This is a genomic window from Devosia lacusdianchii (genome assembly GCF_022429625.1).
Lineage (GTDB): Bacteria > Pseudomonadota > Alphaproteobacteria > Rhizobiales > Devosiaceae > Devosia > Devosia lacusdianchii.
On record NZ_CP092483.1, the window covers coordinates 3,570,091 to 3,594,181 of the forward strand.

General features: G+C 64.6%; 22 protein-coding genes. 13 read left to right on the forward strand and 9 right to left on the reverse strand.

From position 1 onward, the window contains the following. Window positions 1-20: 20 nt before the first annotated feature. From MF606_RS17585 to MF606_RS17595, 3 genes are all read right to left on the reverse strand, one after another. Complete coding sequence (locus MF606_RS17585) at window positions 21-995, reverse strand: aldo/keto reductase (protein ID WP_240230629.1); 975 nt, start codon at window positions 993-995, stop codon at window positions 21-23. A 65-nt stretch (window positions 996-1,060) separates the two neighbouring features. After that, a complete protein-coding gene (locus MF606_RS17590) occupies window positions 1,061-1,726 on the reverse strand; it encodes a GntR family transcriptional regulator (RefSeq protein WP_240230630.1) in 666 nt (221 codons plus the stop codon). Between the two features lie 98 nt (window positions 1,727-1,824). Further along, complete coding sequence (locus MF606_RS17595; RefSeq protein ID WP_240230631.1) at window positions 1,825-3,126, reverse strand: Gfo/Idh/MocA family protein; 1,302 nt, start codon at window positions 3,124-3,126, stop codon at window positions 1,825-1,827. Window positions 3,127-3,264: 138 nt separating this feature from the next. On the opposite strand from MF606_RS17595, the gene MF606_RS17600 reads away from it, so the two are divergent. From MF606_RS17600 to MF606_RS17635, 8 genes are all read left to right on the forward strand, one after another. Next, on the forward strand, window positions 3,265-4,230 hold the full coding sequence (locus tag MF606_RS17600; RefSeq protein ID WP_240230632.1) for an NAD-dependent epimerase/dehydratase family protein: 966 nt from the start codon (window positions 3,265-3,267) through the stop codon (window positions 4,228-4,230). Window positions 4,231-4,517: 287 nt separating this feature from the next. Beyond that, window positions 4,518-5,126, forward strand: a complete 609-nt coding sequence (locus tag MF606_RS17605) for a helix-turn-helix domain-containing protein (RefSeq protein WP_240230633.1) — start codon at window positions 4,518-4,520, stop codon at window positions 5,124-5,126. After that, window positions 5,123-5,617 carry a hypothetical protein gene (locus tag MF606_RS17610; RefSeq protein WP_240230634.1) on the forward strand — a complete coding sequence of 165 codons (495 nt, stop codon included), beginning with the start codon at window positions 5,123-5,125 and terminating at the stop codon, window positions 5,615-5,617. The genes MF606_RS17605 and MF606_RS17610 overlap by 4 nt, the downstream gene beginning before the upstream one ends. A 38-nt stretch (window positions 5,618-5,655) precedes the next feature. Next, window positions 5,656-7,266, forward strand: a complete 1,611-nt coding sequence (locus tag MF606_RS17615; RefSeq protein WP_240230635.1) for an ABC transporter substrate-binding protein — start codon at window positions 5,656-5,658, stop codon at window positions 7,264-7,266. 172 nt (window positions 7,267-7,438) lie between these two features. Then, window positions 7,439-8,503 carry an ABC transporter permease gene (locus MF606_RS17620; RefSeq protein ID WP_420842219.1) on the forward strand — a complete coding sequence of 355 codons (1,065 nt, stop codon included), beginning with the start codon at window positions 7,439-7,441 and terminating at the stop codon, window positions 8,501-8,503. A 10-nt stretch (window positions 8,504-8,513) separates the two neighbouring features. Continuing rightward, on the forward strand, window positions 8,514-9,416 hold the full coding sequence (locus MF606_RS17625; protein WP_275693099.1) for an ABC transporter permease: 903 nt from the start codon (window positions 8,514-8,516) through the stop codon (window positions 9,414-9,416). Further along, the gene (locus MF606_RS17630) at window positions 9,413-10,264 is read left to right on the forward strand and encodes an ABC transporter ATP-binding protein (protein WP_240230637.1); all 852 of its coding nucleotides are present in this window, start codon (window positions 9,413-9,415) and stop codon (window positions 10,262-10,264) included. Before MF606_RS17625 ends, MF606_RS17630 begins: the two co-directional genes overlap by 4 nt. Beyond that, entirely contained in the window at window positions 10,261-10,980 is a 720-nt protein-coding gene (locus MF606_RS17635; RefSeq protein ID WP_240230638.1) for an ABC transporter ATP-binding protein, read from the forward strand. Before MF606_RS17630 ends, MF606_RS17635 begins: the two co-directional genes overlap by 4 nt. A gap of 239 nt (window positions 10,981-11,219) precedes the next feature. On the opposite strand, the gene MF606_RS17640 is transcribed toward MF606_RS17635, so the two are convergent. The 3 genes from MF606_RS17640 to MF606_RS17650 all read right to left on the reverse strand — a co-directional run bounded on the left by MF606_RS17640 (window position 11,220) and on the right by MF606_RS17650 (window position 14,332). Continuing rightward, the gene (locus tag MF606_RS17640) at window positions 11,220-11,816 is read right to left on the reverse strand and encodes a DUF6969 family protein (RefSeq protein WP_240230639.1); all 597 of its coding nucleotides are present in this window, start codon (window positions 11,814-11,816) and stop codon (window positions 11,220-11,222) included. A 316-nt stretch (window positions 11,817-12,132) separates the two neighbouring features. Continuing rightward, window positions 12,133-13,344, reverse strand: coding sequence for a YeeE/YedE family protein (locus MF606_RS17645; RefSeq protein ID WP_240230640.1), 1,212 nt, complete (start codon window positions 13,342-13,344; stop codon window positions 12,133-12,135). 70 nt (window positions 13,345-13,414) lie between these two features. After that, a complete protein-coding gene (locus MF606_RS17650; protein ID WP_240230641.1) occupies window positions 13,415-14,332 on the reverse strand; it encodes a sulfurtransferase in 918 nt (305 codons plus the stop codon). Window positions 14,333-14,542: 210 nt separating this feature from the next. Between MF606_RS17650 and MF606_RS17655 the strand changes: the two genes are divergently transcribed. From MF606_RS17655 to MF606_RS17665, 3 genes are all read left to right on the forward strand, one after another. Further along, window positions 14,543-14,959 carry a TlpA family protein disulfide reductase gene (locus MF606_RS17655; RefSeq protein WP_240230642.1) on the forward strand — a complete coding sequence of 139 codons (417 nt, stop codon included), beginning with the start codon at window positions 14,543-14,545 and terminating at the stop codon, window positions 14,957-14,959. A 2-nt stretch (window positions 14,960-14,961) separates the two neighbouring features. Further along, window positions 14,962-15,684, forward strand: a complete 723-nt coding sequence (locus MF606_RS17660; RefSeq protein WP_240230643.1) for a cytochrome c biogenesis CcdA family protein — start codon at window positions 14,962-14,964, stop codon at window positions 15,682-15,684. Between the two features lie 131 nt (window positions 15,685-15,815). Then, window positions 15,816-17,324 carry a helicase HerA domain-containing protein gene (locus tag MF606_RS17665; protein ID WP_240230644.1) on the forward strand — a complete coding sequence of 503 codons (1,509 nt, stop codon included), beginning with the start codon at window positions 15,816-15,818 and terminating at the stop codon, window positions 17,322-17,324. A 130-nt stretch (window positions 17,325-17,454) separates the two neighbouring features. Here the strand turns inward: MF606_RS17665 and MF606_RS17670 are convergent, their stop codons facing one another. From MF606_RS17670 to MF606_RS17680, 3 genes are all read right to left on the reverse strand, one after another. Next, on the reverse strand, window positions 17,455-18,960 hold the full coding sequence (locus MF606_RS17670) for a tripartite tricarboxylate transporter permease (protein ID WP_240230645.1): 1,506 nt from the start codon (window positions 18,958-18,960) through the stop codon (window positions 17,455-17,457). Window positions 18,961-18,969: 9 nt separating this feature from the next. Continuing rightward, window positions 18,970-19,431: a tripartite tricarboxylate transporter TctB family protein gene (locus MF606_RS17675; RefSeq protein WP_240230646.1), complete on the reverse strand. Its 462-nt coding sequence runs from the start codon at window positions 19,429-19,431 to the stop codon at window positions 18,970-18,972. 229 nt (window positions 19,432-19,660) lie between these two features. After that, the gene (locus MF606_RS17680) at window positions 19,661-20,641 is read right to left on the reverse strand and encodes a tripartite tricarboxylate transporter substrate-binding protein (RefSeq protein ID WP_240230647.1); all 981 of its coding nucleotides are present in this window, start codon (window positions 20,639-20,641) and stop codon (window positions 19,661-19,663) included. A gap of 188 nt (window positions 20,642-20,829) precedes the next feature. On the opposite strand from MF606_RS17680, the gene MF606_RS17685 reads away from it, so the two are divergent. Both MF606_RS17685 and MF606_RS17690 read left to right on the forward strand, forming a co-directional pair. Next, on the forward strand, window positions 20,830-22,692 hold the full coding sequence (locus MF606_RS17685; RefSeq protein WP_240230648.1) for an ATP-binding protein: 1,863 nt from the start codon (window positions 20,830-20,832) through the stop codon (window positions 22,690-22,692). Then, window positions 22,689-24,038 (forward strand): sigma-54-dependent transcriptional regulator, encoded by a 1,350-nt coding sequence (locus MF606_RS17690; protein ID WP_240230649.1) that lies wholly within the window; start codon window positions 22,689-22,691, stop codon window positions 24,036-24,038. Before MF606_RS17685 ends, MF606_RS17690 begins: the two co-directional genes overlap by 4 nt. Window positions 24,039-24,091: the final 53 nt, after the last annotated feature.

Consider the following 24,091-nt stretch of genomic DNA (forward strand, 5'->3'; position numbering starts at 1 on the left):
TTGGGAGGCATACAGCACAACTACACTCCGCCCCGGATCTCCGGCTTCACATCCTTCTCATACCACTCGCTCAGCCGCCCCATCAGCGCCGGAAACAGGCTCTTCTGCTCGCTCGCGGCGACATTATCAGCCATCTGCGCCGGCTTGCTGACGCCAGCAATGATCGTCGACACCTGCGGATGGTCCAGAATCCAGCGCAAAGCGAACTGGCTCATCGGCAGCGCCTCTGGCGCCAATCCGCGCAACTCGCCCACCAATTCCACGCCGCGCTCGAACGGAATTCCCGAAAACGTCTCGCCGACCGAAAACGCCTGTCCGTCGGCATTGTAATTGCGATGGTCAGACGCATCGAACCGCGTCGCCTTGTCGTATTTCCCGCTCAGCAACCCACTCGCCAGCGGCAGCCGCACGATGATGCCAACATCCTTCTCCGCCGCCTGTGGCAATAGCTCCGCCGCCGCGTCCTGCCGGAATAGGTTGAAGATGATCTGCAGCGTCGCGCAGCCCGGCTGTTCGAGGCAGATCATGCCTTCCTCGATGGTCTCGACGCTGGCGCCCCAGTTCCTGACCAGCCCCTCGTCCCGCAGCTCGTCCATCCAGCCGAAGATCGCGCCGTCGCGCAGCACCTCGGTCGGCACGCAATGCAGCTGCGCCAGATTGAGGCTCGCAACGCCCAGCCGCTGCGCCGAACCCAGAAGGCTCGCTCGCACCCCATCCTTGCTGAACTTATCGGGAAACAACGCCCCCGAGCGCCCCACCTTGGTCGCGACCTTGAGACCCGCCGGCTTGGCATGTGCGCCGATCCGGCTCTCGCTCAGCCCACCACCATAGACGTCCGCCGTATCCCAGAAACTGACCCCGGCATCGTTGGCGGCGTCGAGGATGGCCTTGGCTGTGTCGTCGCCCACGGGCCCGAAATCGCCGCCCAGCTGCCAGCACCCGAGACCGATCTCGGAAACCTCAAAGCCCGTCTTTCCCAAGCGCCGCGTTTTCATGCCGTTTCCTCCACGTTAGTGAGACGGGCATAGCCCCGATGCCGCCGCCCCCGCAAGGGCGCCGGTCATTCGAAATAATCGGGGAAATCGGCGATCGTCTGGCTCAGCAGCACCTCGGCCCGTGCCAGGTGGGCCCGCATCGCCGCCTCGGCGCCGTCCACGTCGCCCTTGCCCACAGCCGCCGCGATCAGCTTGTGCTCGCTGATGGCCCGCTGCGACGACGATACGCCCAGCGTCAGATACCGTACCCGGTCGAGCTGCATCTTGTGATCGTCGATCAGTTGCCAGGCATATTCGACGCCCGCCAACCGCGCCAGGGTACGGTGGAATAGCTCATCGAGCGTATGGAAACCGCGCGTATCATCCGCCGCCGAGGCGCGTTCCTGCTCGGCGATCAGCTCGGCCAGCACGTCAGCCACATCTGGGCCCGACTTGCCCGCCACGCGCCGGATGATCTCCACCTCGATGGACTCACGGATAAAGCGCGACTGGCGTACGCCCTCGGGCGAGATTTTCTTGACCACCGTGGCCCGCTTGGGCCGGATCAGCAGCAATCCCTGCTGCGCCAGGCGGATGAAAGCCTCGCGCACCGGCTGGCGCGACACGCCATAGCGGCCGGCAATATCGCTCTCGGAGATCACGTCGCCGGGCTTGAGCGCCATGGTGACGATCTCGTCGCGCAGCGCGCCGACCACGCGCAGCGCCATGGTCTCCTCGGTCACTTCGAGCACGCTGGCAGCATTCCTTCTGATTCCCCTTTCCGGACCATGGGCCGGTTATGCCGTCCCGCGCCTCCCCAGAATGCGGGCATTCCACAGGATTCTGGGGCCTACAGCTCTATCCCCGCCGCCTGCAGCATCTCATCGACAGACACCCGCTCCCCATTCCGAGCAATCGACTGGTTCGCCGCGATCCCGGTCAGGATCGACCACGCGCCGGCCACCTGATCCGACGCCCGCCCATACTTGTCCGCCTCCATGCCCTCGGGGTCGAACAGATAGCCCAGCATGATCGGATCCGCCCCGCCATGGCTGCCCTTGCCCTCCCACACCGTGAGTTGCTCCGGCAGCCCGCCCGCCAGATGCAGCTCGGTGGTCATGTTGTGGCGCTCTTCCTTGTCGCGCTCGCCGCCGGCAAACACGCCATGCACCTCGATATGCTTGTGCGTCAGCTCACCCTTTGTGCCATGGAACTTCACCTCCAGCCCTTCCCAGGGCGAATAGGCGACGAGCGTATAGTTCAGCGATGCCCCCGACGCATATTGCGCCTGCACCTGCATCGTATCCTCGATGGTGATGTCGTCGGCAAAAACGCATTTGTCGCGCCAGTAGCCGTCATCATCCTCGGCATCGAGATAGAGCTCTTTCAGCGGCTCATCGGCTTCGAGATCCATGAAGAAATCGCAACGACTGGCCACCGGGCAGGTGTGACAACGCTCGCCATGCCCTTCCAGCCCCAGCTTGATCGCCATTTCCGGCGTATAGAAGTCCCGCTTGCCGGTCGCCGAAACGCTCTTGGGCGTCGATGCCGCCCACCAGTTCAACAGGTCGAAATGGTGCGTGGATTTATGCACCAGCAGCCCACCGGACTTGTCCTTGTAGCGGTGCCAGCGCCGGAAATAGTCGGCGCCATGCACCCGGTCGAGATACCAGCGGAAATCGATCGCGGTGATCTCCCCGATCGTGCCGCTCATCAGGATGTCCTTGAGCTGCGTGCGGGCCGGCGAATAGCGATAGTTGAACGTGACCGTCACGGATTTGCCAGTTTCCCGCTGCGCATCGAGAATGCGCTTGAGCCTGGTCACATCGATGGTCATCGGCTTCTCGGTCATCACGTTCCGCCCGGACCGCAACGACCGCACGATGTATTCGTCATGCAGATAATCCGGCACGGTCACAATGACTGTATCGGGATCCTGCTCGGCGATCATCCGGTCGAAATCTTCGGCCAGGTAGGTGGCGATACCATTGCCGGTGCGATCGGGCACCTTGTTGGCGCTGAGCGCCAACCGGCTCTGGTTGACGTCGCACAGGGCCACCAATTCGGCGCTTTCGGCATGGGTGATGGCCACCGCATCACGGAACATCTGGTGGCGCCCGCCGGTACCGACGATAGCGAATTTCTTGGACATATTGTGCTGCTGGGTAGTAGGCCGAACCGGCCGGTTACATCTTCCATACAAGATTGATCATATGAGCCGGAGTGTCAATCGCCGGCTTTACCCCATGCAGCCGATATGACAGACCCGCTCCATTCGAGGGAGATAGCAATGACCATAGCCATCATCGGCGGCACCGGATTTCTCGGTACGGCCGTAGCCCATCGCCTCATCGCGCGCGGCCATGACGTGCTGGCAATAGCCCGGGGCCGCGAACCGGTCGATCTACCCGCCGGCGCCCGCTTCGCCCAGGCCGATCGCATGGACACGTCAGCCATCACGCAGCTTCTGCGCGAGCACAAGGCCGAAGCCGTCGTCGATATCTTTACCCTCAGCCTGCGCAACACGCAGCCGGTGCTCGATGCCGTCGCCCAGATCGGCTGCCGCTATGTGCTGGTCAGCTCCACCGACGTCTATTCCAACTATGAGGGTCTGCTCAAAAAGGGGTCGCCCGCCATCCGCCCCGAGCCGGCCACCGAGGATTCCCCGTTGCGCAATCTGCGCTACCCCTATCGCGGCAATTCCCGCCGCCCCAAGGGCGTCGAGGACGATCTGTTCGAAGACTACGACAAGATTCCGATCGAAGACGCTGCCCGCGCCGATAGCCGCTTCCCCAGTACAATCCTCCGCCTGCCGATGATCTTCGGCCCGCTCGACAAGCAGCACCGCTTCGCCTGGACCATCCACAACGCTGCCAACCGGCCCTTCGCCATCGACGAACGAGTGGCGGACTGGCTTAATTCCTACGGCTATATCGACGACATGGCCGACGCCTTGGCTCTCGCCGCCACTCACCCCGCCGCCGCTGGCCGCACCTACAATGCCGCACAGCCGACCGACAAGACCGTCCGGCAATGGGCCGAAACCATCCTCCGAACCATGGGTCTCGACCCTGAAATCGTCATCCTGCCGCCCGATGCCAATGCCATCATGGCCGACCGCGCCAGCGCTTCCGACCTGCGCTACCCCCTGACACTCGACAGCACCCGCATCCGCGCCGAACTCGGCTTCACCGAACTGCTAACCGAGCGCGAGGCCCTCGAACGCACCATCGTCTGGGAACTGTCGAAGAGCTGATAATACCGCGCAGATCTTTCAGTCGGACTCCCTCCCCCTTGTGGGGAGGGAAGCGAGATAGGACTTAGCGTCAGCTAGGTCCGTCCATCGAGCAGGGTGGGGGTATGGTTCCGCAAACTCAGCGCCCGGGACACCCCCACCCTTGATCCCTCCCCACAGGGGGGAGGGAGACGACTGCGAGCACGGCGGGCACGGCTGCTCCCACCGCTGTCGCCAGACTGAATCCACATTGACAAAGTTCGGTCATAATTTAGTCTGGCTAAAATTCTTCACCCTGGTGCCAGGCATTGCCGGATCTGACCATCGATCGCGAAACTGTGGCGCGGCCCATTGAGGCCTCGGTTGACCCGACATTGGGCCAGCGTCTGCGCAATCGCCGCAAGCAGATCGGCAAGACGCTCCAGCAGGTCGCGTCCGAGTCCGGCCTGACCGTCGGCTTCATTTCCCAGATCGAACGCGGCATTTCCACGCCCTCGCTCGCCTCGCTCTACAACGTCGCCACCGCCCTCGAGACCTCGGTCGATTACTTCGTCTCACGGGCGCCGCAGCGCACCCACAGCGCCGTCAGCCATTCCGGCCAGCGCCAGACCTATAAGGTCGGCGGCACGGCGCGCTTCTACGAATTCCTCGAGCGCGGCTTCCCCGAGGCCAAGCTCAATGCCTGCCTGTCCCACGTGCCCCCAGGTCATCGGTCCGAAATGATGCGCCACGAGGGCGAGGACTTCGTCTACCTGGTCAGCGGCAACATGCGCTACGAGGTTGACGGGCAGACCTACCTTCTCAGTGCCGGCGACACGCTGCACTTCGATTCCCGCAAACCTCACCGTGGTGACAATATCGGCGAGGAAACCGCCGTCGAGCTATGGGTCGGCACCATGCAGCTCTTCCCCGAATGACCGTTGTCGATCACCCCACCGCCGCAAGATTGAGCCAGGCGCTGGCCGCCGGCCCGCAACAGCTCATCGCCGTGCTGTCAGATCTCTTCACCGCCTTGCCCGGCATCCGCACCGCGACGTTCATCGCCACGGCGCCCGACAAGAGCGTCACGCATCGGATCGGCACCTCGAACCCGGTGGACTTTCCGGTGGGCAATGTCGACCCGGTCGACGACGGCCCCTGGAACCGCCGCATCCTGGGCGACAAGCTGCCCGTGATCGGCAACACCGTCGCCGAGATGGCCGCCTTTATTCCGGAAACCGACGGGCTGGTCGCCATGGGCTATGGCGCCTGCTCGTGCTTTCCCATCGTCATATCAGGCGAGACGCGCGGCGTCGTGGCGCTGCTGGGCAATACCGGCACCTTCACGCCGTCCACGCTCGACCGGATTGCCAGCCTTTTGCCCATCGCCGCCCTGATCTTCACTTTCCAGGGGATCAGTGACCGATGATGTCAAAAAACCTCAAAAACTTAACCAGGGAGACTGCCATGCGCCTGTTCAAGACGCTCGCAGCCGTTGCATTGGGAGCGGTCATGACCGCGACCGGCGCCATGGCCGCGACGCCTGCCAATACGCTCGTCATCGCCGACGCGATCGACGACATCATCACCCTCGATCCGGGTGAAGTCAGTGAAGTTGGCGGCGTGCTCGCCAGCCAGCAGATCTATCAGCCGCTGGTCAGCTTCGACCCGGCCGACGCCACCAAGATTTACGGCGTCCTCGCCGAAAGCTGGACCGTGTCGGAAGACGGCAAGACTTTCACCTTCAAGATGAACCCGGCCGCCAAGTTCGCCTCCGGCAATCCGGTGACCGCCCACGACGCCGAATATTCGCTGCGCCGCGTCATTCTGATCAATAGCCGTATCTCGTTCATCCTGACCCAGTTCGGCCTCACCGCCGAAAACGTCGAGGAAAACATCAAGGCGACCGACGACTCCACCCTCGTCATCCAGGTCGACCAGAAATACGCCCCCAGCTTCGTGCTCTACGTGCTTTCGTCCTTTACCGGCGGCATCGTCGACTCCGTGCTGGTCAAGCAGCATGAAGGCCTCACGGCCGAAGGCACCAATGACTATGGCAATGCCTGGCTCAAGAGCGAGAATTCCGCCGGTTCGGGCCCCTATGTCCTGACCAAGTGGGATCCAAAGGTCTCGATCCTGCTCTCGCGCAACGAGAACTACTGGGGCACCGCTCCCGGCGTCGAGCGCATCTTCCTCCAGCATATGCCTGAAAGCGCCACCCAGCGCCTGGCGCTGGAAAAGGGCGACATCGACATCGCCAACAAGCTTGGCCCCGATGATATCGGCGCGGTCTCGGCCAATCCCGATGTGTCGATCATGGAAGGCAATTCCTCGACCATCTATTATTTCGGCCTGAACGTCCGCAACGAAGCCCTCTCCAACCCCAAGGTTGTCGAGGCCATGAAGTACCTGGTCGATTACCAGGGCATTGCCGACTCCATCGGCCGCGGTACCGTCAAGGTGCACCAGACCATGATCCCCGACGGGTTCCTGGGCGGCAATATCGACTACAACCCCTATTCGCTCGACGTCGAGAAGGCCAAAGCCCTCATCGCCGAGGCCGGCGTTGCCCTGCCGATCAAGCTCGAAACCGTCGTCTGGAACGTCCCGCCCTATACCGAATATGCCCAGGCCGTTCAGGCGACCATGGCGCTGGCCGGTATCGAGCTCGACCTCCAGGTCGTTGACGGCGGCCAGTGGCTCGACCGCTACCGCAGCCACGACCTCGACATCTGGTTCGGTCTCTGGGGTCCGGACTATCCAGATCCCCATTCCAACGCCAAGGCTTTCACGGTCAACGATCCCGTTGATCCGGAAGGCAGCAAGGGCAATCTCGCCGACCGCTTCGGCTGGAATTCCGGCCCGCTGTCCGACCAGGTTCTTGCCGCGGTGCAGGAGCAGGATGTCGAAGCCCGCAAGGCCCAGTATGACGCCATCCAGCGCGCCCATACCGACAGCTCGCCCTTCGTCTACATGTTCCAGGACAGCCGCAAGGTTGCCATGCGTTCCAACGTCAAGGGTGTCGTCCTCGGCATCACCTTCTCGGATGACCGCTACGGCGCCGTGACCAAGGAATAGTCCACCCCTATGTCTAAGTCGTCTCCCTCCCCCTTGCGGGGAGGGATCAAGGGTGGGGGACGGTTGGCCACGATGCAGATCGTGGCTCTCAACACCCCCTCCTAGCCTCCCCCGTCGAGGGGGAGGTACCGTCCGGTGAAGCGACCTGATCGAGCCACCGCCAGAAATATCAATGCACCGTCCCAACGCAGCTAGGCCATACCGCTTGAACTCACCTGCCCGACCACTGCGCCTCATCACCGGCCTCGCCTCCTGGCTGCTCACCGTGGCCATCACGCTACTGGGCCTGGCAGCGCTGACCTTCTTCATTGGCCGCGTGCTGCCCATCGATCCGGTGCTTAAGATCGTCGGCGAAAAGGCCCCGCAGGAAGTCTATGACCGCGTCTTCCTCGAGCTTGGACTCGATAAGCCCGTCTGGGTGCAGTTCTGGGACTACATCACCAAGCTTCTGCGCGGCGACTTCGGCACGTCCTTTGCCACGTCGCGCCCGGTCCTCACCGACCTCATGAATTTCTTCCCGGCCACGCTTGAGCTCTCCACCATCGGATTGTTGCTCGGCGTGCTCCTCGGCGTCCCCATGGGTGTGGCCTCGGCCTATTGGCACGAAAAATGGCCCGATCACCTGATCCGCATTGTCGGCCTCATCGGCTATTCCGTGCCGGTCTTCTGGCTCGGCCTCGTCGGACTCTTCCTCTTTTACTACAAGCTCGGCTGGGTCGCCGGCCCCGGCCAGCTCGACGTCTTCTATGTCGGCATAGTCGACCGCGTCACCGGCTCGATCCTCATCGACTCCGCGATAGCGGGCGAGTGGGAAATCTTCTTCAACGCCATCAGCCACATGATCCTGCCGGCTCTGCTGCTCGGCTATTACAGCCTTGCCTATATCTCGCGCATGACCCGCTCGGTCATGCTCGATCAGCTCAGCCGCGAATACGTCCTCGCGGCACGGCTCAAAGGAGCCAGCGAATTCCGAGTCGTCACCGGCCACGCTTTGCGCAACGCCGCCATCCCGCTCGTCACCGTCATTGCCCTCTCCTATGGCGGCCTGCTCGAAGGCTCGGTGCTGATCGAGACCATCTTCTCCTGGCCCGGCATCGGGAACTACCTCTATAGCTCGCTCTTCGCCGCCGACATGAACGCCGTCCTCGGCGGCACCCTGCTGGTCGGCGCCGTCTTCGTCTTCCTCAACATGCTGTCGGATGTGCTCTACCGCACCCTCGACCCGCGCGCGCGCTAGGATTTCTCCCATGACCCTCGCGACCGACCCCATCGCCAATCCCCGCCGCGCCCTGCGCGCCGCGCGCATTGCCGAGTTCAAGAGCTTCGCCCGCCGCTTTGCCCGCAATCCGCTGGGCATGGTGGGCCTGTTCATCGTCATCGCCCTGCTGCTCTGCGCCGCCTTCGCGCCACTGCTGGCGACCCACGATCCCTACCTGCCCGCTCTGGGCGATCGCCTCGCCGCCCCCAGCTCCACCTATTGGTTCGGCGCCGACGAACTCGGCCGCGACATCTATTCCCGCCTGATCTACGGCTCGCGCCTGACCCTGCTGATCGTTGGTCTCGTCATCGTCACCTCCGCCCCGGTCGGCCTCGCCATCGGCGCCATAGCGGGCAATTACGGCGGCTGGATCGATCGTATCTTCATGCGCGTCACCGACGTGTTCCTCGCCATCCCGAAGCTCCTGCTGGCGCTGGCCTTCGTCGCCGCCCTCGGACCCGGCATCGTCAACGCCGCCCTGGCCATCACCCTGACGGCCTGGCCACCCTATGCCCGCCTCGCTCGGGCCGAGGCGCTGGTGGTGCGCAATTCGGACTACGTCAACGCCATCCGCCTGGCCGGCGCGTCCGACTTCCACATCATCGTCTTCCACATCATGCCCATGTGCATATCCTCGGTCATCGTCCGCATGACCTTCGACATGGCCGGCATCATTCTCACCGCCGCCGGTCTCGGCTTCATCGGTCTCGGCGCCCAGCCGCCTCTGCCTGAATGGGGCGCGATGATTTCCACCGGCCGCAAGTTCATCTTCGACCAGTGGTGGGTGGCGACCGTGCCCGGCTTCGCCATCTTCATCGTCAGCCTCGGCTTCAACCTGCTTGGTGATGCCCTGCGCGACCTGCTCGACCCCCATTTGAGGCAGCGCCGATGAGCCAGAACCTCGTCGAAATCGACAACCTCCACATCGCGTTCCCGCGCGAAGACGGCTCCTATGCCGATGCCGTGCGGGGCGTGAACCTCTCGCTCGGCCGCGAAAAGCTCGGCATTGTTGGCGAGTCTGGTTCCGGCAAAAGCCTGACCGGCCGCGCCCTCCTCGGCGTCCTGCCCAGCTATGCTCGCATCAGCGTCGACAAGATGACCTTCGACGGCATCGACCTGACGACCGCCAACGCTCGCCTCCGCCGCTCGCTGCGCGGTGGCCGCATGGGCATGATCATGCAGGACCCCAAATTCTCGCTCAATCCGGTGATGCGCGTCGGCCTCCAGATCGTCGAAGCCATCCGCATCGGCGACCGCAAGCTCCCCAAGCGCGACGCCTACAAGCAGGCTCTCGCCATCCTCGAAGCCGTCCATATCCGCGACCCCGAACGCGTCTTCTCGCTCTATCCGCACGAACTCTCCGGCGGCATGGGCCAGCGCGTCATGATCGCCATGATGGTGGTGCGGGAGCCCGACCTCTTGATCGCCGACGAACCCACCTCGGCCCTCGACGTCACCGTTCAGACCCAGGTCCTCGCGATCCTCGACGAACTGGTCACCCGCCGCGGCATGGGCCTGATCTTCATCAGCCACGACCTGCGCCTGGTCTCCCGTTTCTGCGACCGCGTCATCGTCATGTATGCCGGCCGCATCGTCGAAACCCTCAAGGCCGACCGCCTCAACGAGGCCACCCACCCCTATACCCAGGGCCTGCTCGCGTGCCTCCCCACCATTGACGGCCCGCTCGATCCGCTCCCGGTGCTCAAGCGCGACGCCGCCTGGCTGGAGGCTCGCCCATGATCGAAGTCGACCACCTCACCGTCCGCTTCGGCCCTTCCGTTGCAGTCGATGATGTCAGCTTCTCGGTCGCCTCAGGCGAGAGCTTTGGCCTTGTCGGCGAATCCGGCTCCGGCAAGTCCACCATTCTGCGCACCATGATGGGGCTCAATCCCGATTGGTCCGGCTCGATCAAGATCGGCGGTCAGGACACTAAGTCCACCAGCCGCACCGATCTGGCCCGCCGCGCCCAGATGGTGTTCCAGGACCCCTATGCCTCGCTTCATCCGCGCTATGTCATCGGCCACGCCATCGCCGAACCCATGCGCATCAATGGCATGGAGAATGCCGAAGCCCGCACCGTCGAATTGCTCGACCTCATCGGCCTCGGCGGCCAGTTCCGCTTCCGCTTCCCGCACGAACTCTCGGGCGGCCAGCGCCAGCGCGTCGCCATCGCCCGCGCTTTGGCGCTCAATCCAAAAGTGCTGCTGCTGGACGAGCCCACCTCAGCCCTCGACGTCTCCATCCAGGCCGAAATCCTCAACCTGCTCAACCAGCTTCGCCGCGAGCTGAACCTGACCTTCGTCATCGTCAGCCACGACATGGCGGTGATTTCCTACATGTGCGACCGCCTGATGGTCATGAGGCATGCCAAGGCCGTCGAAACCCTGAGCCGGGCCCAGCTCCGCGGCCGCGACGTCCATCAGGACTATACACGAGAGCTGATCGCGGCGAGCTGAGGCCAGACCTTCAACACCCACGATGTCATTCCGGCGCAGGCCGGAATCCATGTCCGTTGCGCACCGCAACATCCAAGCGAACGGATAGCTCACACGCGGCACCTGATCGCCGCGACCAACTCTCCGTCCATCGTCATTGCCCGGCTTGTCCGGGCAATCCAGCGGTATCGCGGCTCACACTGGACACCCCGAACAAGTCGGGTGGTGACGGCGCGTATGATGGGGCGGCCTGGCGGTGATCAAGCTCGCGGAGGGTTTACCGCCCCAATCACCAGCGCCGAAGTCACCTCCAGCCCGCGATCCTCGCGCACTGTTACACCCTCAGGCGGCACATGCGCGTCCAGCCGTCGATCGCGCTCCCGGATCAACTCGGCAATCTCGCCTTCATAGCGCCGCAACACGGCCGTCAGCCAGCGGTTGACCAGATAGGACGGCTTGGCCAGTTGCACGTCGAACCTGTCAAGCAGCGCAATCGTCGGCTCGGCCGCCAGCCAATTGTCGCCCACCACCCATTGGTTGACCGTGAACAGCCGGTGCAGCCGCCCGAACGCATCAACGCCCACCGCCACTACATGATGCACCGGCCCCTTGGCTCCCTCCGGCCGCACAAAGCAATGGAAATGCCCATGCTCGACGCCATCTGCCGCCGGCACATGGCAGTGGTAATACCATTGCGCTCCGCTATTGGGGTCGAACACATCGCCAGCGGGATAATGCGACCACGCCTCCACCGGCGCGTCGCGCAACGTTTCACGCAACACGTTCTCGCCCGACTTGGCGAGAATAGCCTCGCAGAAGGCAATTTCCTGCGCGGCTCTTTGCTGGTCCTCGGTCACGTCAGCCCCTATTGCGCGCCGGCCGCGCAGGGGTTCACAGCAGCACAAGGCGCCGCCGCGGCGCAAGGGGCGCTGGCCGCGCAGGGGCTAGCCACCGGAGCCGGTGCTCCCGCCGCGCAGGGATTGCCCACCGCCGCCGGTGCCCCAGCAGCGCAGGGATTGCCCGCGGCACACGGATTACCCGCAGCGCAGGGATTGGCGGCCGCAGCCGCCGGCACGGGTGCCGGCGCACGACTATTGGCCGCCACATGGTCTGCCGCCACCGCAGCCGTTGCCAGCAATGCCGCCGCCCCGAAAAGAAGAGTGTTGCGCGCGCTCATTTGGCTTTGAACCCATCCAGGCCGAACACCGGGCGCAAGGCGATGCCGCCAAAACTGCCCACAAAAGCCGCCGCAAACCACAGCCAGCCATGCACGCTGCCCGAGGCGATGCCGCTGAACAGGGCCCCGATATTGCAGCCGAACGACAGCCGCGCGCCATAGCCCATCAGCACGCCGCCGATTGCCGCCGCCAGCAGCGACAGGAACGGCAAAGCCGCCTTGGGCGCGAACTTGCCGGCCAATCCGGCCGCCAGCGCCGCGCCCAGGATCAGCCCGAAATCCATCACCGATGTCGTGTCTTCGAGCACGCTCGCCTGCAGCGCCTGCGCCTGCGCCGGCCAGGTCCAGAATTCCCAGCTTGCCACCGGCACGCCCACCGCCTGCGCGATCTTGGCACCCCAGAGGCCGAAGCCATAGGTGATCGACCACGGATGTCCCGCCACCAGCAACGTCAGCACATTGAGCCCGGCCAGGACCAGCCCGGCGCCCACCAGCGGCCATGGTCCGCGCGTCAGCCGCACCCAGCCGCGATTGGCCGGCGCCTTGGCCTGCTCAAGCCCGCCATGCGCCCGCCGCTCGATCCACACCGTCACCAGTGCCACGAGGCCGAGGCCGGCAAAAGTCACGACCAGCGCCAGCGGCACACCGAGGCTTTGCCCCAGGCTGATAGCCGGCAGTGAGGGCTGCGTCAGCCAGAACGGCAGATGCGCCGTACCCAGCAGCGCCCCAACGATGAAGAATACTAGCGTCACCAGCATGCGGGCACTGCCCCCGCCCACCGTAAACAGCGTGCCCGAGCCGCATCCGCCGCCCAATTGCATACCCAGTCCGAACAGGGCTGCGCCAAACAGCACCGATACGCCGACCGGCGCCGTCGCGCCCACCAGCGGCTGCCCGAAGGGATTGCCCAGCGTCAGCAGCGGAATGAACACCGCCGCCGCCACGGCGATCATCAGCATCTGCGCCCGCACCGCATTGCCGCGCCTTTCAGCCACCAGCCGGCGCCAGCCGCCGGTAAAGCCGAACGACGCGTGATAGAGCGTCAGCCCCAGCAAGGCGCCGATCACGAACAAAGCCGCCTGCCGCAGATCGACAAGCTGCCAGATCACCAGCGCGCCCGCGACGATACCCAGCCCGGCGACCAGCACCGGTCCACGATCGAGCGGAATACCCACGGGCCGCAATTGCCCGGCCGTCATATCGGTCATCGTATCCCCAAACAAAATAGCACTGCCCGGGCCATAACCAGCCCGGGCAGATCAACCTATAACAATCAGATCAGTTGGTGACGACAGGGCGCGCCGGATCGGCAGTCCACTCAGCCATCGAGCCGTCATAGAGGCGCACATTCTCCAGCCCCTCGACTTCCGACAGACCGAACCAGGCGATCGATGCCAGGTGGCCGGTATTGCAGAAGGCGATGAAGTCCGACTTGCCGCCGACGCCGGCCGCCTCAGCAAGCTGGGCAATGGTCTCGGGGCTGGCAAACGAGGCGTTCTGTGCGTCATAGAACTTGTCGAAATTGATGTTCACCGCGGTCGGGATATGGCCCAGCGTCTGCACGGTATTGGTCTTTTCCTGGCCGATGAACTGCGCCACCGAGCGCGCGTCGACCAGGTTGGCATCGCCGGCGATCGCCGCCTCGACTTCGGCCACCTCGGCCAGCAGCTCGGGGCGGAACTCGGCCTTGAAGTCACCCGGCGTCACCGCCGCGACCTCGGTCGAAACTTCGCCATTGGCCTTGGTCCAGCCCGCCCAGCCACCATCGAGAATGGTCACTGCGTCGTGGCCCAGCACCTTGAAGGTCCAGTAGACACGGGTCGCGCCGCCGAACTCGGACGCATTGGTGCCGGCCGGTACGATCACCACCTGGCTGTCTTCATTGACCCCGAGCGCGGCAATGCTCGCCTCGATCTGTTCGACCGGCGGCAGCATGCCCGGAATATTGTTGACGGTCGTGCGCCAGCCGGCTTCCGAATAACGGGCGGCAACAGCGCCGGGCACGTGGCCGGCGGCATAGGCATCGACGCCTTCCACCACGTCGCGGATGTCGAGCACCACGAGGCTTTCATTGCCGAGGTTTTCGGTCAGCCAGGCCGCATCCACCAGTGGCTTGTCGGTCAGTCGTTCGGCATGGGCGGCACCGGTCAGCAGCAGCCCGGCGACAGCAACGGCGCCAGCAAGATTCAAACGCATTCGAGCATCCTCATTGGAAATGGTCTTTGCCCCATTCTGCCACTTCCGTTCGCCGAAAGCGGCTGACAGGGACCCAAAGCGCGGCGTCGCGATAAAAAATCTATCCAATCGGTAGAGATTTGAACGAAGAATTGTTCCTTTGCCACGATGGGCTTGCGCCTCCGCTGGGGTAATACTGCCGGTCACACACCGATTGCCCAGGCTGGTCCCATGCGTTCCCTCCTTCGCCTTGTCGTCATCGCCATCCTGTCGCTGGCTGCGATCCCCACCTTCGCCCAGACCACGGCGCCGGCGACCGAGCAGGCCGAGCCACGCGCCACCGTGCTAAGCTTTGAGAGCGAAGCGCAGGTCAATGCCCTGGCCGCCGAGGGCAAGACCGTCGTGTTCTTCTTTGCCGCCTGGTGCCCCAATTGCCGCGCCACCGTGGCCGAACTCAATAGCCGCTGGGCCGAGGTCAATCCCGACCTCACCCTTGTCATCGCCGATTACGATAAGGAAAGCGCGCTCAAGGGCAAATATGGCGTGACCTATCAGGACACCTTCGTCCTGCTCGACACCACCGGCGCCGCCATCAAGTCGTGGAACAGCGGCGGCGTCGACGGCCTCAACGCCAATAGCGCCAGCTAGACATGCTGCTGACCATTGGTTTTGCCTTTCTCGCCGGCATCATCACGGTGCTGTCGCCCTGCGTGCTGCCGCTGCTGCCGGTCATCCTCGCCAGCGCTGCGCAGGAGGGAAAGGCGCGGCCGATCGGCCTCATCATCGGCTTCGTCGGCGCCTTTACCGCGGCGACGCTTGCCCTCAGCTTCCTGGTCCGCGCGCTCGGCGTGCCGCCCGATCTCAACCGCATCCTCGCCGGCGCGGTGCTGATCGCGCTCGGCCTCGTCCTCGCCATTCCGCAATTCCACCTTGCCTTCGAGCGCCTCGCCGGCGCCCTCGCCTCCCGCGCCCCCGCCGGTGGCCCTTCCTCAGGCTTCGGTGGCGGCCTGGCCGTCGGCGCCGGCCTCGGGCTGGCCTGGAGCCCCTGCGTCGGCCCCATCATGGCCGCCGTCATCACGCTGGCGCTCAACCAGCAGGTCGATGCCGGCGCCATCGCCGTCACCCTCGCCTTTTCACTCGGCACCGCCCTGCCCATGGCCGCCATCATGTTCGGCGGCCGCGCGCTGGTGCAGCGGCTCGGCTGGTTCACAAGACATGCCAATCGCATCCAGCAAGCCCTCGGACTGATCCTCGTCCTCACCGGCCTCGCCATCTTCCTTGGCTGGGACCGGCAAATTCAGATCCTGCTGCTCACCTGGTTCCCCGATTGGGAACTCGCTCTGACCGGCTGGGAACCGCGCCCCACGCGCTAGCCGCGACACCTGTGAGTCCGCTGTGCTGCTTTTCCCGAATCGGCGCTGTCAGTGCTAACAGTGTGCTAACCAATTCGCCGTGTGTGTGCCTCCCGATTGACCGGGACGTGACCCGCCAATCCGGAGACCCGATGAAGGTAGCAATCGACATGGGCGCAACCACGGGCGCCGCGCCCGCGACGCTCGATCTCGAGGAATTGCTCGCCACGCGTCTGCTCGTCCAGGGTAATTCCGGCTCCGGCAAGTCGCACCTTCTGCGCCGCCTGCTCGAACAATCGGCCCCATGGGTGCAGCAATGCATCATCGATCCTGAGGGTGATTTCACAACGCTGTCAGAGCGCTACGGCCACACCGTGGTCGACGCCACCCGCACCGAAGCCGAGCTCACCCGCATCGCCGCCCGCGTCCGCCAGCACCGCGTCTCGGTCGTGCTCAACCTCGAAGGGCTCGACGTCGAGCAGCAGATGCGCGCCGCCGCTGCCTTCCTCGGCGGCATGTTCGATGCCGATCGCGACTACTGGTACCCCGTCCTCGTCGTCGTCGACGAAGCCCAGCTCTTCGCCCCGGCCGCCGCGGGCGAGGTATCTGACGAAGCACGCAAATTGTCGCTCGGTGCCATGACCAACCTCATGTGCCGCGGCCGCAAGCGCGGCCTGGCCGGCGTCATCGCCACCCAGCGCCTCGCCAAGCTGGCTAAGAACGTCGCCGCCGAAGCCTCCAACTTCCTGATGGGCCGCACTTTTCTCGATATCGACATGGCCCGCGCCGCCGACCTGTTGGGCATGGAAAAACGCCAGGCCGAGCAGTTCCGCGACCTCGCCCGCGGCCACTTCGTCGCCCTCGGCCCCGCCATTTCCCGCCGTCCTTTGCCGGTCACCATCGGCGCCGTCGAAACCTCGGCCCGCTCCACCAGCCCCAAGCTCGTACCCTTCGAAGCGCCCGTCGACGCCGCCGACCTGATCTTCACCGCCACGGCCGAAGAGCAGGCCCGCCCCATCACGCGCCGCCCAGCGCCACCGCCGCCACCCTCGACCAATGAGCTGCTGGCCCAACTGTCCCGCGCTCGTCCCGAGGCCGAAGCCGCGCCGCAAACCCTGTTTCCCGAGATCGACGAAGCCGAGCGCGACGCCCAGATCGATGCCATCATGGCCGAACTCCTGGGTGATCCCGACGCCAGCTTCCGCACCGTCGCCGTGCTCTATCAGGATTTCCTCGTCCGTTGCCGCATCCGCCGCGTCCCCGGTGAGCCCCCCGCCTTGCCAGCCTTCAAGCGCAAACTCGCCGTCGCCCGCGTCGCCCCCGACAGCGAAACCGCCAGCAGCGACGCCTGGCAGCAAGCGCTGACCATGTCCGAAGCCCTGACCGAGGACGTACAGGGTGTCTTCCTGGTGCTGGCGCAGGCCGCCGTCACCTCAGCCCCCTGCCCCTCCGACGCCACCCTGGCCCGCCTCTACGGCACCCACTCCGCCAGCCGCGCCCGGCGTCTCCTGACCTGGTTCGAAGAACGCGGCCTCCTGGTCGTCCGCCTCGACTTCCGCAACAACCGCGTCGTGGCATTTCCGGATCTGGGCGCGGAGACGGCCCCCGGCGATCCCAATGGGCCTGATGCCATGGTGGATGTACGCGGCGCGGCGGAATAAGCGCTTCTACCGTCTCCCAGGGCGTCACCCGCGGGCTTGACCCGAGGGCTCTACACTTACCGAATGCAGAAAGTAAAACACCCCCGGGTCAAGCCCGGGGGTGACGATCGTGGATATTGGTAGATGAGCCTCAATCCTCCTCTACAAACACCTCTTTGCGCTTCTTCCTGATGCTCGGCAGCACCGCGATCACTACCGCCAGCAGCGCCAATCCCAGCAGCGTCGCCGAAATCGGCCGCGTCACGAAGATCATCGGATCGCCGCGTGAGATAATCATCGCCCGCCGCAGATGCTCCTCCAGCAGCGGTCCGAGAACGAATCCCAGCAACAGCGGCGCCGGCTCGCAGCCGAAGCGGATCAGCACATAGCCAACCACCCCAAAGAACGCGATCGCATAGACGTCGTAGATGTTCTGGTTGATCGAGAAACACCCGATACAGGCAAACAGCACGATGGCCGGAAACAGCGCCCGATAAGGGATGGATAGCATCTTCACCCACAGCCCGATCAGCGGCAGGTTGAGCAGCACCAAGAGGATATTGCCGATCCACATCGAGGCAATGATGCCCCAGAACAGCGCCGGCTGATCGTTGATCACGTTCGGTCCGGGCGTAATGCCCTGGAGGATGAACGCACCCACCATCAGCGCCATCACAGGATGCGCCGGGATGCCCAGCGTCATCAGTGGAATGAACGAGGTCTGCGCCGCCGCATTATTCGCCGATTCCGGCCCCGCCACGCCCTCGATCGCGCCATGGCCGAATTCCTCAGGCGTCTTGCTTAGCCGCTTCTCGGTCGAATAGGACGCGAAGGACGAGAGGATATGCCCGCCCCCCGGCAGCACGCCGAGCAGCGATCCCAAGGCCGTTCCGCGCAGCACCGGGCCGATAATGCGCTTGAAGTCGTCCTTGGTAAGCCACAGATTCTTGACGGCCTTCACCATCACGTCGCGACCCTTCTCGTTTTCGAGATTGCGCAGGATTTCGGCCACGCCGAACACACCCACCGCCACCGAGACGAAGTTGAGACCCGAATAGAGCTCGCGAATACCGAAGGTGAAGCGCGGCTGGCCGGTATAGATATCCTGACCCACCATGCCGAGCAGCAGCCCCAGCACGATCATCGCCAATGCCTTGAGAATGGAACCATGCGCCAGCGCAATGGAGACCAGGAGGCCCAGCACGATCAGCGCAAAATATTCCGGCGCCCCGAAGTTGAGCGCCGCTCGGGCAAGGGGCGGGGCGAAGAAAGCCAGCAGCAGCGTCGCCACCGTCCCCGCGAAGAACGACCCCAGTGCCGCCGTCGCCAGAGCCGGGCCGGCGCGGCCCTTCTTGGCCATCTGATAGCCATCGATCGCCGTCACCGCCGACGAGCTCTCCCCGGGCAGGTTGATGAGGATCGCGGTGGTCGAACCACCGTACTGCGCGCCGTAATAGATACCGGCGAGCATGATCAGCGCCCCGGCCGGCGACAGCGAGAAGGTGATCGGCAGCAGCATGGCGATGGTCGCCGTCGGCCCGATCCCGGGCAGCACGCCGACCAGCGTCCCCAGCAGCACCCCGATGAAGCAGTAGAGAATATTGATCGGGTCGAGCGCGACCGAAAAACCCAGGCCTAGTGATGCGATAATGTCCATGATCGGCTCCTACATCCCAAGCCAGGGGCCGAACCACGGCACCGAGAGGCCAAGCCCAACCACGAAGATAAGCGTGCACATCACCGTCAGCGTCACCGCCAGCAGCAGCGCGAACAGCGGCGAATTGAGCCGGCTCGAGAGCGCCGCTACAAAGCTCGAGATCAGCACGACGGGAACGAAGCCGAGCCCGCGAATGGTCGCGGCAAAGAAGATGATGACGCCCACGATCAGCGCCATGCCGCGCCAGGGCGGCGCGAACTGTTCGCCGGTATCCGGTTTCTTCCAGCCACTGGCGGCCACGCCCAATCCCAGTAGCGCCAGCACCGTGCCGAGAAGCAGCGGCATGAAGCCCGGCCCCATGCGGAAGGCGGTCCCCACCTCGTAGTTCAGCGCCTCAAGCGCGAAATAGGCCCCGGCCAGCACGAAAATACCGCCTGACACGAGGTCCTTGGTCGAAAAACTGGTGGCCATGAGCCGCCCTCCCGATTTTTTTGTCCTCACCTCTCCCTTTGGGCGAGAGGTCGGCGTGCAGCGCCGGGCGTGGGGGCTTCGCTAGTTTGGGTGCTTGGCCCACTCCACCCTTGATCCCTCCCCATCGAAGGGGAGGGAGACGACTGATAGTTCAACAAGACTCAATGTGGCTTCCCTCCCCCTTGTGGGGAGGGAATGAGGGTGGGGGTATTCCCACCCTCCGATATTGCTAGTCTGCGTAAACGCCCGCGGCTTCGATCACCGCGCGCCACAGTTCGATCTGGCTGGCCAGCGTCTGGGTCAGCGCTTCAGGCGTGGCTTCGTCGGCGGTCACCGGATAGGTGCCCAGCTCGGCGAAACGGCTGACCACGGTTTCATTGGCCAGTGCCACCTTGAGCGAGGCCTCGAGCCGCTCGACGATCGCCGGGTCGGTGCCGGCGGGGGCATAAAGCCCGTGCCACACGCCGATTTCGAGATCGAGCCCGCCTTCCTTTGTGGTCGGCAGATCGGGCAAATTGCCCAGGCGGTTGAGCGAGGTCACGCCATAGGCCTTCACTTCACTGGCCTGGATCTGGCTGGTGGTATTGGTGGTCTGGTCGCAGATCATGTCCACCTGGCCGCCGATTATGTCGGTCATCGCCGGCCCCGAACCCTGATAGGGCACAGTGGTCATCTGCGCGTCGAGCGCATCCATCAGCAGCATGCCGCAGAGCTGGCTGGCCGAGCCGATGCCGGCATGGGCATAGGTCACGTTCTCACCATTGGCTTTGATGTAGTCCATCATTTCGGCCAGCGTGTTCGGCTCGAAATCCTTCCGTGCCACCAGCGTCATCGGCACCGCCGTGATCAGCCCGATCGGCGCGAAATCTGTGGTCGGGTCATAGGGCAGGCTGCGATAGAGCGTCGGCGCAGTCGACATGCCGATATGGTGTAGCAGCAGTGTGTAACCGTCGTTCGGCGCGGTCGCGACCTGGCCCGCGCCGAGGGTGCCACCAGCCCCGCCCACATTCTGCACCACGACCTGCTGACCCAGATCCTGGCTCATCACCTCGGCCACGAGGCGCGCGACGGTGTCGGTCGGGCCACCGGCCGAGAATGGCACGACGACGGTGATCGGCTTGGTCGGATAGTCCTGGGCCAGCGCCGAACCAGCAAAGCTCAGGCCAAGTGCCAGCATGCTGGCAGCAAAGGCGGATGCAGTTTTTTTCATTGATTGTCCTCCCGGAATGGTTGGACGCTGGCTCCCCGCCGCGTCCTGCCAGTGTCATTGCAATCCCTGTGCCAACTCAGAAACGCAAGGCTGATATGCAGAAGCGCGAGACTGTGTTAGCAAAATCGGCAAGAACTTGCCGACACCTCGGCCGGTTTTCGGCAATTTCTTGCTCAAGGACCGCATATTTGGCTAGCCGCTATGGCTTTCGCGACCTGCTGCATCGCCGCCAGCTCCTGCTGGCGGGCCTGGCGCTCGCGCTCGTTCTCGCCACCGGCTGGGCCGCCTTCGAGCTGGCATTGGCAAGCGCCATCACCGCCGCAGGCCAGCAAGCCGATCGCCGTCTGGCGCTGTTTGATCGCACCCTTGAAGCCATCATCGAGCGCTTCCACTACCTGCCCTCAAGCATGGCGCTCGCCGCCGAAACCCATGCCATCCTGGCCGACCCCACCAACCCTGACCTGCGCGAAACGGCCAACGGCTTCCTCTCCAAGCTCAACGACACTGCCGGCGCCGGCGAACTCTTCATCATGGCCGCCAATGGCAATGTCGTCGCCGCCTCCAACTGGTGGGCCTATGACAGCTTCGTCGGCGAGAACCTCGCCTATAGGCCCTATTTCGAAGAGGCGATGGCCGACGGCGACGCCAAGTTCTACGCCGTCGGCACCGTCACCGGCGTCGCCGGCTATTTCCTCACGCGTCGCATCGATGGGGAGGATGGCCCGCTCGGCGTCGCCGTCACCAAGATCAATCTCGGCGAGATCGAAGCCAATTGGTGGCGCTCGGGCGAGCTGATCGGCATTGTCGACGTCAACAACGTCACCATCCTCTCAACCCGCCCTGATTGGCGCTACCGGCCGCTCACAGTCGTCGACCCCGGCGAGGCAAGCCGCATCGCCGGCGAGCGACGGTATGGCGAAGCCGGCATGGCCCCCGAGCCCGTGGCCGCCGATATCTGGCCCTCGCGCGGCACGCAGTTCGCCTATATCGCCGGCGACGACCCCGAGGCATCCGGCTTTTTCATCGTCGACGAATTGCGCCTGCCCACCCATCAATGGCGACTGGTCTCCTTCACCCCCACTGGCCCGTTGTTCCGCGACGCCTGGACCGCGGCCGCCGCGGCAGCATTGGGTGCATCGGCGCTGCTGCTGATCGTCGTGCTGCTCATGCAGCGCCGGCGCATCGTCGCCCAGCGCCTCGCCGATCATGAGCGGCTCGAGCAACGCGTCGCCGAACGCACCGAGGATCTGCACATCACCAACGAGGCATTGCGCGAGGAGATTGCCGACCGCATCCGCGCCGAAAAGGCCGAGCGCGAGGCCCAGCACGGCCTGGTGCAGGCGGCCAAGATGGCCAGCCTCGGCCAGGCCCTTGCCGGCGTCGCGCACGAGGTCAGTCAGCCCGTAGCGGCGCTGACCACGCACCTGGCCAGCGCCAAACTCATCGCCAGCAGGCACGATGACGCCGATATCGGCGCCATCCTCACCGCGATGGACAAGGTGGTCGATCGCCTCGCCGCGCTCACCGGCCACCTCAAGACCTTCGCCCGCAAGGAGACCCGCGTCGAGGCGCAGGCCGATATCGGCACCGTCATCGCCAACGCGCTCGACCTGGTCGACCACAAGCTGAAGGCCTTCGGCATCGACGTCGAATACCGCCGCCACCGCGGCAAGCTCACAGTAACAGGCAATCCGATCCATCTCGAACAGGTGCTGATCAACCTCGTCGCCAACGCCGCCGACGCCATGGAACACAGCCCCATTCGCGTGCTCTCCATCGGCCTCAAGAAGAATGCCCGCAGTGTCGAAGTCGCCGTTGCCGATACCGGCTCGGGCATCGAGGCGGCCGAATTGTCCAACCTCTTTGACCCCTTCTATTCCACCAAGGAAGCCGGCCGCGGCCTCGGCCTTGGCCTCTCGATTTCCTACGGCCTCATCCGCGATATCGGCGGCGCCATCATGGTGGAGAGCCGCCCGGGCAAAGGCAGCACCTTCACGGTCCGGCTCCCGCTGGCCGTACAGCCAGCCCAAACCAAAGAGATTTCCGCATGACCGACCCCGTGGTTCTCATCGTCGACGACGAAGAAATGGTGCGCACCGCGCTTGAGCAGTGGCTGCGCCTCTCGGGCTTCACCACCCATGTGGCCAACGATGCTGGCCAGGCCCTCGCCATGCTCGACGACGTGCGCCCGCATGTCGTGCTGACCGATGTCCGCATGCCCGGCCTGTCGGGCCTCGACCTGCTGCGCACCGTCCGCGAGCGCGCCCTCGCCACCGAGGTCATTCTCATCACCGGCCACGGCGACGTACCCATGGCCGTGGAAGCCATGCGCGCTGGGGCCTTCGATTTCCTGCAAAAGCCCTATGTGCCCGACCAATTGGTCAAGACGCTGCGCCGCGCCGCCGAACAGGCCGGCCTCAAACGCGAGGTCGCCGACCTGCGCCGCCGACTCGATGGCGGCGAAACCGAACTCGCCACCCGCCTCGTCGGCTCCTCTCGAGTCATGGACGATCTTCGCCACGTCATCCGCGAACTGGCATCCATCCCCACAGATGTGATCATCCTGGGCGAAACCGGCACCGGCAAGGAAGTCGTCGCGCGCTGCCTGCACGATTTCTCGCCGCGCAGCAAAGGCCCCTTCGTCGCCGTCAATTGCGCCGCCATCCCCGCCGAACTGATCGAATCCGAGCTGTTCGGCCACGAGGCTGGCGCCTTCACCAGCGCCCGCGACAAGCGCATCGGCAAGTTTGAATTCGCCAATGGCGGCACGCTGCTGCTCGACGAGATCGAGTCCATGCCCCTGCTGGCCCAGGCCAAGGTGTTGCGCGTCATCCAGGAGCGCATGGTCGAGCGCGTCGGCTCCAACCGGCAGATCCCGCTCGACGTCCGCATCGTCGCCGCGTCCAAGGTTGATCTTGCCGCCGAAAGCGAAGCGGGCCGCTTCCGCGCCGACCTCTTTTACCGCCTCAACATGGCGACCATCCATCTGGCGCCCCTGCGCGATCGCGGCGACGATAGCGTGCTGCTGTTCCACCATTTTCTCGGGCAAGCCGCGCAACGCTTCAACAAGCCGGCGCCGCAACTGCACCCCGCCGACATCAACGCTTTGCTGATCCACAACTGGCCCGGCAATGTCCGCGAACTCAAAGCCGCCGCCGACCGCTTCGCCCTTGGCCTCGACGCCACCGGCCGCTCGCTCGACATCATTTTAGGCCCGCGCGCCAAACCCATGCCGTCCTCCGCCAGCCTCGCCGACCGCGTCGCCGCCTATGAGCGCCACGTTATCGAAGCCGAACTGGCCCGGCATGGCGATTCCATCGCCGCCGTGGTCGATGCCCTGCAGGTGCCCAGGCGCACGTTGAGCGAAAAAATGGCCCGGCTGGGTGTGCGGCGCTAGCCCCCTCATTCGCCCGGAACCCGCCCTCGGGCGCGACCCGTGGGGGCACCTTC

Excerpts from the sequence above, each read along its gene's own strand:
- MF606_RS17585 (WP_240230629.1), bottom strand. The coding sequence starts at position 995 with ATGAAAACGCGGCGCTTGGGAAAGACGGGCTTTGAGGTTTCCGAGATC.
- MF606_RS17595 (WP_240230631.1), bottom strand. The coding sequence starts at position 3,126 with ATGTCCAAGAAATTCGCTATCGTCGGTACCGGCGGGCGCCACCAGATG.
- MF606_RS17600 (WP_240230632.1), top strand. The coding sequence starts at position 3,265 with ATGACCATAGCCATCATCGGCGGCACCGGATTTCTCGGTACGGCCGTA.
- MF606_RS17610 (WP_240230634.1), top strand. The coding sequence starts at position 5,123 with ATGACCGTTGTCGATCACCCCACCGCCGCAAGATTGAGCCAGGCGCTG.
- MF606_RS17615 (WP_240230635.1), top strand. The coding sequence starts at position 5,656 with ATGCGCCTGTTCAAGACGCTCGCAGCCGTTGCATTGGGAGCGGTCATG.
- MF606_RS17620 (WP_420842219.1), top strand. The coding sequence starts at position 7,439 with ATGCACCGTCCCAACGCAGCTAGGCCATACCGCTTGAACTCACCTGCC.
- MF606_RS17625 (WP_275693099.1), top strand. The coding sequence starts at position 8,514 with ATGACCCTCGCGACCGACCCCATCGCCAATCCCCGCCGCGCCCTGCGC.
- MF606_RS17630 (WP_240230637.1), top strand. The coding sequence starts at position 9,413 with ATGAGCCAGAACCTCGTCGAAATCGACAACCTCCACATCGCGTTCCCG.
- MF606_RS17635 (WP_240230638.1), top strand. The coding sequence starts at position 10,261 with ATGATCGAAGTCGACCACCTCACCGTCCGCTTCGGCCCTTCCGTTGCA.
- MF606_RS17645 (WP_240230640.1), bottom strand. The coding sequence starts at position 13,344 with ATGACCGATATGACGGCCGGGCAATTGCGGCCCGTGGGTATTCCGCTC.
- MF606_RS17650 (WP_240230641.1), bottom strand. The coding sequence starts at position 14,332 with ATGCGTTTGAATCTTGCTGGCGCCGTTGCTGTCGCCGGGCTGCTGCTG.
- MF606_RS17655 (WP_240230642.1), top strand. The coding sequence starts at position 14,543 with ATGCGTTCCCTCCTTCGCCTTGTCGTCATCGCCATCCTGTCGCTGGCT.
- MF606_RS17660 (WP_240230643.1), top strand. The coding sequence starts at position 14,962 with ATGCTGCTGACCATTGGTTTTGCCTTTCTCGCCGGCATCATCACGGTG.
- MF606_RS17665 (WP_240230644.1), top strand. The coding sequence starts at position 15,816 with ATGAAGGTAGCAATCGACATGGGCGCAACCACGGGCGCCGCGCCCGCG.
- MF606_RS17670 (WP_240230645.1), bottom strand. The coding sequence starts at position 18,960 with ATGGACATTATCGCATCACTAGGCCTGGGTTTTTCGGTCGCGCTCGAC.
- MF606_RS17675 (WP_240230646.1), bottom strand. The coding sequence starts at position 19,431 with ATGGCCACCAGTTTTTCGACCAAGGACCTCGTGTCAGGCGGTATTTTC.
- MF606_RS17680 (WP_240230647.1), bottom strand. The coding sequence starts at position 20,641 with ATGAAAAAAACTGCATCCGCCTTTGCTGCCAGCATGCTGGCACTTGGC.
- MF606_RS17690 (WP_240230649.1), top strand. The coding sequence starts at position 22,689 with ATGACCGACCCCGTGGTTCTCATCGTCGACGACGAAGAAATGGTGCGC.